6 protein-coding genes are annotated in these 6,588 nt (G+C 69.7%); 4 read left to right on the top strand and 2 right to left on the bottom strand.

Going from position 1 to position 6,588, the window contains the following annotated elements:
* Positions 1–297 precede the first annotated feature (297 nt).
* Positions 298–795, top strand: a complete 498-nt coding sequence (locus tag ABZ956_RS23115; protein WP_361896772.1) for a hypothetical protein — start codon at positions 298–300, stop codon at positions 793–795.
* Here ABZ956_RS23115 and ABZ956_RS23110 read toward each other — a convergent pair.
* A complete protein-coding gene (locus ABZ956_RS23110; RefSeq protein ID WP_361896769.1) occupies positions 743–1,600 on the bottom strand; it encodes a phosphatidylinositol-specific phospholipase C/glycerophosphodiester phosphodiesterase family protein in 858 nt (285 codons plus the stop codon). The genes ABZ956_RS23115 and ABZ956_RS23110 overlap by 53 nt on opposite strands.
* A gap of 226 nt (positions 1,601–1,826) precedes the next feature.
* Here ABZ956_RS23110 and ABZ956_RS23105 point away from each other — a divergent pair, with 226 nt between their 5' ends.
* From ABZ956_RS23105 to ABZ956_RS23095, 3 genes are all read left to right on the top strand, one after another.
* A complete protein-coding gene (locus tag ABZ956_RS23105; protein ID WP_361896766.1) occupies positions 1,827–3,044 on the top strand; it encodes a phosphodiester glycosidase family protein in 1,218 nt (405 codons plus the stop codon).
* Between the two features lie 134 nt (positions 3,045–3,178).
* Positions 3,179–4,591, top strand: coding sequence for a family 2B encapsulin nanocompartment shell protein (locus ABZ956_RS23100; protein WP_361896763.1), 1,413 nt, complete (start codon positions 3,179–3,181; stop codon positions 4,589–4,591).
* 155 nt (positions 4,592–4,746) lie between these two features.
* The gene (locus ABZ956_RS23095) at positions 4,747–6,153 is read left to right on the top strand and encodes a family 2B encapsulin nanocompartment shell protein (RefSeq protein ID WP_361896760.1); all 1,407 of its coding nucleotides are present in this window, start codon (positions 4,747–4,749) and stop codon (positions 6,151–6,153) included.
* Positions 6,154–6,210: 57 nt separating this feature from the next.
* Here the strand turns inward: ABZ956_RS23095 and ABZ956_RS23090 are convergent, their stop codons facing one another.
* Positions 6,211–6,405 carry a hypothetical protein gene (locus tag ABZ956_RS23090; RefSeq protein ID WP_361896757.1) on the bottom strand — a complete coding sequence of 65 codons (195 nt, stop codon included), beginning with the start codon at positions 6,403–6,405 and terminating at the stop codon, positions 6,211–6,213.
* Positions 6,406–6,588 lie beyond the last annotated feature (183 nt).

Genomic DNA, 6,588 nt, shown 5'->3' with positions numbered 1-6,588 from the left:
CAGGGCGAGCACCAGGAGGAGGACTTCGGTCATCGGTTCACCTCCGTCCCATGATCGGGCAGGGGAGGAGGGACCGCGCGATGTCGGCTCCGGGGCGGGCCCGGGGGCGGTCCGTACGGGGGACCGGGCGGTGGTCCTGGTGGGGTGGCCATACGGCCAGAGTCCCCAAGGTCGTACGGCCACGAGCGCGCGGTGACCATTCCGCTACACGTTCCGCTCCGGAATGCGACATTCCAGCCGCTTGGCACCTGCGTGGCGTTACCGGGATAAAGATCAGTTAACAGTACGATTCCCCGGATGAGTGCCGAAATCAGCCAGCTACGCGTTATCGAGGCGAAGGCCCGTGCGGCACGCCTCCTGTTGGCGTTCCGGCACGGCAACCAGGCGGCGTTCGACGACTCCCTGCCCGAGGCCATGGCGGCCGAAGAGGCCCGGGATCTCGTCTCCGCGCTCGCCTGGGTCGCCAACGAGGCCATCGACAAGGCGTACCGGCCCGATGCCGCCGACGAGGTGCTGCGGCACTTCGTCCGGCGCGTGCCGGACGACCCCGGGTGGGTGGAGACGGACGAGGAGGCCGCACCGGATGTCGCAGTGCTGCTCGAATCCGTGTGGCGGGGAGACACGGAGACGGTTCGGGAGCTGGTGCGCGCCACACCGGACACCACCTTCGTGCTCGGCAAGCTCGTGTACGCGGTGGCGCTGCTGCTGCCAGCCGTCCCCCGGCCGGAGGTGCGACGGGTGCTCAGCGAGCTGCGCGCAAGAAGGCCTCCAGCCCCGCGAGATCATCGGTGTTGAGGTAGTCGACCCCCGCCGCGAGCAGTTCCCTCCACAGGGCCTCACGGGCCGGTCCGGGCTGGTCGAGCGTCGCCCAGAACCGCACCTTCCGGCGTTCCGCGTGCGCCGTGGCGACGATCCTTCGGAGCGCCGTCCGCTCCGGCTCGGGCATGGGACCCGTGCCCTGCCAGGTGAAGTGCTGGTTCCAGTTGTCGCTGACGAGCGGCGCGAAGGAGGCGGGCGCACCGCCGAGGTCGGTGAGGCGGCCGTCGTAGAAGGCGTACCGGACCCGCTCCGCCTCCATGGGGATCCGTGCGCCGCGGTCACCGGAGACGACCGCCGTGACGGCGGAGCGACGGACCCGGCCGCCGGCGCTGACGGTGAGGATCGAGTGGTAGGGCCGCAGGTGCCGGGAGAGGGCCCGGTAGGTGGCCTCGCCCGGGGTCTTGATGTCTATGAGCAGTTGCATCGTGAGGTCGTATCCGCGGTGGACGCGACCGTGGTTGGCTCTGATACGGCGCAGCAGCGGATCGAGGTAGAGGGCCTCCAGGGTCCGCCTGGGGTCGAGCTCGGAGGCGTCGTGCGCGACGAGCAGCTGATCGCCGACGAGCCAGATGTCGGCTTCGACGCTGTTGAAACCGTGGGCGAGCGCGTCGGCGAGCGGGCGGGGATGTGCGTAGTCGTTGTGCGCGTGGGCCTGGGGCAGCGGCCGCTTGCCGCGCCCCGCGGCTTCCTGGGCGGGCGCGTCGGCGACAGCGGGTGTCGCGAAGGATGCCGCGAGCGCGGCTGTGAGAGTGACGACGGCGGCTCGGCGCGTACAGCGCATGGGGGTGCCTCCCGGCGGCTCGGCGGGCGAATAGGTGGGGACAGCACGTGAGCTGACGTTTGTGAGTATCGGGGCCCACCGGGCCCTTTGACAGGGACGAGTGGAGAGTTGCCCAGGCCGATGCCCGGGCTTTCCCTGTCGTTCTTTCGGGGCATGGTGAAGTCCCTTGCGTCATGACAGGGTTGACGGGACCTCTGGGGTGACTGTGGGTAGACGTGTACGCCGCGTGCGCGCGGTTCTGACGGTGCTGGTGGCATGGGTCTCACTCGTAGGCGGCGGTACGGCGTGGGCCGGCGTGGAGGAGGTCTCCGCGCTGCGGCTGGAGGCGCCTTCAGCGATCGGTCCCGGGGTGACGTACCGGGGGTTCTCCTTGAACGGCTCCCACGGACCGGCGTACGGGCATCTGCTCACCGTCGATCTGCGCAACCGGCGGGTCTCGGTGGATCTGCTGTACCCCGGTGCGGTCGGCGGGCGGGAGCGGGTGTCCCGCCTCGCCGACCAGCGGAGCGCGGTGGGCGCGGTGAACGGGGACTTCTTCAACATCGCGGAGGCTCAGCACCCGGGTGTGGAGGCCACGGGCGCGCCGGTCGGCCCGGCTGTCGCGGGCGGCCGCTCGCTGAAGGCCGCGGTGCCGGACGGCCAGCGGTTCGGTCCGGCGATGCCGCCGGGCGTCAGCACGGAGGACGTCTTCGGGGTGGGGACGAACCGCGTGGCCCGCATGGGCCGCCTGGGGCTGGAGGGGTCGGTGCGCACGGAGTACGACGAGTTGCCGTTGAGCGGCTTCAATCAGTACGCCCTGCCGGTGGACGGCATCGGGGTGTTCACCCCCGCGTGGGGCAGGACCTCACGGCTGCGGGCGACGTGCGGTACGGACACCGAGCGTGGCGCGCCGTGCAGCGACGAAACCTTTGAGCTGACCGTGCGGCGCGGCCGGGTCGTCTCGGTGGCGGAGAAACCGGGCCGGGGTGCGATCGCCGACGGTTCGGTGGTGCTGGTGGGGCGCGAGGAAGGGGCGCGTGAGCTGCGCAAGCTGGAGGTCGGCGATCGTGTGACGGTCGAGCAGCGGCTGCGGCCGCGGGGTTCGGGAGCGTTCCGGTTCGCGATCGGCGGATTCCCGATCCTGCGCGGCGGCCGGCCCCTGGTCGGGCTGGACCTGGCGACGGCGGCCGTACGGACGGCGGCGGGCCTGGCCGACCGGGGACGGCGGCTGTACCTGCTGGCGCTGGACGGGGGCCGCGCCTACCGCTCCGGGCTGACCGTCGCCGAACTGGCCCGCACCATGCGCAAGCTGGGGGCCGTGGACGCCTTCAACCTGGACGGCGGCGGATCCTCCACCCTGGTCACCCGGGGCGGGGGCAGCACGCACGCGACGGTACGCAACCATCCGTCGGGTGGTGCGGAGCGGCCGGTGGCCAACGGCATCGGCGTTTTTATCCGACGTTGACATCACCTTTCAATCCCATCCTTTTGAGTGATCGCATCCGCCGAATGCCGCTGCTAACTTCGAATGGGGCCGAGCGGGAATTCGCTGCGACCCCGTAACGGGCGGTTCCGCATTGGATGGGTGGGCATTCGATTATGACGACGTCAGTGGAGTCCGGATCCGGCACGGACAATGCACCGGGCCGGCTGAGTCTGGGCACGGAGGCCGCCCGGAATCTGGCGACCACGACAAAGTCCGTGCCACAGATGCAGGGGATCACCTCGCGGTGGCTCCTGCGGCTGCTGCCGTGGGTCCAGGTCTCCGGTGGCACGTACCGGGTGAACCGGCGGCTGACGCACACGCTCGGCGACGGCCGGGTGGAGTTCTTCAACACCGGGGCCGAGGTGCAGGTCATCCCCGCGGAGCTGGGCGAGCTGCCGCTGCTGCGCGGCTTCTCCGACCCGGAGGTGCTCGAGACCCTGGCGGGACGGTTCACGCAGCGGGAGTTCGGTCCGGGTGACGTCCTGGTGGAAGCCGGACAGCCCGCCGACGAAGTCGTCCTCATCGCCCACGGCAAGGCCGAGAAGGTGCGTGACGGCGAGTACGGCGACCCGGCCGTGCTCGGCGTGGTGGCCGACGGCGGGTACTTCGGCGACCAGGCGCTCGCCGCACCGGAGGCGGGCAACTGGGACTTCACCGTCCGGGCGGTGACGGCCTGCACGGTACTGACGCTGCCGCGCCAGGAGTTCCAGCAAGTACTGGACAGCTCACAGGGGCTGCGCTCCCATGTCGAGGCCTACCGGACCCGGTCCGGCCTCCCCCAGAACGAACACGGCGAGTCGGCCATCAATGTCGCCTCCGGCCATGTCGGGGAACCCGCGCTGCCCGGGGTCTTCGCCGACTACGAGCCCTCGCCGCGCGAGTTCGGACTGAGCGTCGCCCAGACGGTGCTGCGTGTGCACAGCCGGGTCGCCGACCTCTACAACGAGCCGATGAACCAGGTCGAGCAACAGCTGCGGCTCACCATCGAGGCCCTGCGCGAACGCCAGGAGCACGAGATGGTCAACAACCGCGAGTTCGGCCTCCTCCACAACGCCGACCTGCGTCAGCGCATCCACACCCGCAGTGGCCCGCCCACCCCCGACGACCTCGACGAGCTGCTGGCCACGGTCTGGAAGGACCCGGGCTTCCTGCTGGCGCACCCGCGCACCATCGCGGCGATCGCCCGCGAGTTCAACCGCCGGGGCGTCTACCCGGACAGCGTCGAGGTCAGCGGCCACTCCGTGCCCGCCTGGCGCGGCGTGCCCATCTTCCCGTGCAACAAGATCCCGATCAGCGACACCGGCGTCAGCTCCGTTCTGCTGATGCGCACCGGGGAAGAGTCCCAAGGTGTCATCGGTCTGCACCGGACAGGAATCGCCGATGAATATCAGCCGAGTCTTTCCGTGCGTTTCATGGGCATCAGTGAACAGGCGATCATCTCCTATCTGGTGAGCGCCTATTATTCGGCGGCCGTTCTTGTTCCCGACGCTCTCGGAATTCTTGAGAACGTCGAGATCGGGCACTGACGGAGAGCCCCGACACAGACGTTCTGCCCGCCCGTAGGCCGCTCGGCCCCGCTCAGCCGCCACCGGAACCGACGACCCGGTGGATGCGGGGCCGGCGGGCTACAGGCTCATACCTCGTACGCGCCATGTTTCTCACAGATGGGTGATCACCACTAATGACCACGTCAGTCGAGCCGGAGCGCTCCGAGCAGACGACGCAGGCACAGCTGAGCCTGGGCACCGACGCGGCACGCCAGCTCGCGACGACCACCAAGTCCGTACCCCAGATGCGCGGGATCTCCTCGCGCTGGCTGTTGCGCGTCCTGCCCTGGGTACAGGTGTCCGCCGGCACCTACCGGGTCAACCGGCGTCTGACGTACACCGTCGGGGACGGCCGCGTCGAGTTCGTGTCGACCGGCACGGAGGTCCGGGTCATCCCGCCCGAGCTGGGTGAACTGCCGCTCCTGCGGGGCTTCGGGGACAGCGAGGCCCTGGAGGCGCTCGCGGACGCCTTCGTCCAGCGGGAATACGCCGCCGGCGACACGATCGTGGAGGCCGGCCGGCCCGCCGACCACATCTACCTGATCGCCCACGGCAAGCTCGCCAAGTCGGGCACCGGCAAATACGGGGACGAGACCGCGCTCGGCACGCTGGCGGACGGCGACTACTTCGGCGAACGGGTCCCGCTGGAGCCGGACGCCACGTGGAACTTCACCGTGCGCGCCGTGACGCGCTGCACGGTCCTGGCCCTGCCCCTGCAGGCCTTCCAGGAACTGGCGGACCGCTCCGAATCGTTGCGCGCCCATGTGGCGGGCTTCTCGTCCCGCCCCACGCCGCCGGCGAACAACCGGGGTGAGGCCGACATCGCGGTGACCTCCGGACACGTCGGCGAGCCCGCCCTTCCCGGCACCTTCGTCGACTACGAGCTCAAGCCTCGGGAGTACGAGCTGAGCGTCGCCCAGACGGTGCTGCGCGTGCACACCAGGGTCGCCGACCTCTACAACGAGCCGATGAACCAGGTCGAGCAGCAGCTGCGGCTCACCGTCGAGGCCCTGCGGGAACGCCAGGAGCACGAGATGGTCAACAACCGCGAGTTCGGCCTCCTCCACAACGCCGACCTCAGCCAGCGCATCCACACCCGCAGCGGCCCGCCCACCCCCGACGACCTCGACGAGCTGCTCTCCCGGCGCCGCAAGACCCAGTTCCTGCTGGCCCATCCGCGCACCATCGCCGCGTTCGGCCGCGAGTGCAACAGCCGGGGCCTGTACCCGAAGAACATCGACGTCATGGGCACCACCGTGCGCTCCTGGCGGGGCGTGCCCCTGTTGCCCTGCAACAAGATCCCCGTCAGCGACAAGGGGACGAGCTCGATCATCGCGATGCGGACCGGCGAGGACAACCAGGGCGTCATCGGTCTGCACCAGACCGGCATCCCCGACGAGTACCAGCCCAGCCTCAACGTACGTTTCATGGGCATCAGCGAGCAGGCGGTCTCGTCCTATCTGGTGAGCGCCTACTACTCGGCGGCGGTGCTGGTGCCGGACGCGCTCGGCATCCTGGAGGACGTGGAGATCGGCCGCTGACCCTTCTCCGCCCCCCCGCAGGGGCCGACAGCGCCCCGCCGGGGGCGGAGGGGCCGGTCAGGGCCGTACGCCGCTGACGAGGTGGGCGGTGGCGTAGAGCCCGTGGGAGATGGTGGGCGCGACGCTCGTGCTCGCGAGCAGGAAGCCGAGCAGGACGCAGACGATCGCGTGCGAGGTGCGCAGCCCTCCGCTGCGCATGAAGACCACCGCCAGGATCAGAAGCAACAGGACCACCGAAATCGAAACAGCCATGGTGTACCTCCTCGGCGGAGCGGCGGATGTTCGTCAGTCTCGCCCATCGCACCCTCACAACCGGTGCGACAGACATACTCCATCCGGGTGGAAAATCAGCGAATCAGCCGCGAAAAACCATGACAAGCAATGAAAAAACCTGAGACGACATACGGAGGGCACGGCAACCGGGGGCGGACGGCA

It is taken from the genome of Streptomyces sp. NPDC046261 (assembly GCF_040646235.1).
In the GTDB taxonomy this organism is placed as follows: Bacteria; Actinomycetota; Actinomycetes; order Streptomycetales; family Streptomycetaceae; genus Streptomyces.
This window is presented reverse-complemented; position numbering and strand designations above follow the sequence as displayed.

Coding starts and splice junctions, on each gene's coding strand:
- ABZ956_RS23110 (WP_361896769.1), bottom strand. CDS start 1,600: ATGCGCTGTACGCGCCGAGCCGCCGTCGTCACTCTCACAGCCGCGCTC.
- ABZ956_RS23115 (WP_361896772.1), top strand. CDS start 298: ATGAGTGCCGAAATCAGCCAGCTACGCGTTATCGAGGCGAAGGCCCGT.
- ABZ956_RS23100 (WP_361896763.1), top strand. CDS start 3,179: ATGACGACGTCAGTGGAGTCCGGATCCGGCACGGACAATGCACCGGGC.
- ABZ956_RS23090 (WP_361896757.1), bottom strand. CDS start 6,405: ATGGCTGTTTCGATTTCGGTGGTCCTGTTGCTTCTGATCCTGGCGGTG.
- ABZ956_RS23095 (WP_361896760.1), top strand. CDS start 4,747: ATGACCACGTCAGTCGAGCCGGAGCGCTCCGAGCAGACGACGCAGGCA.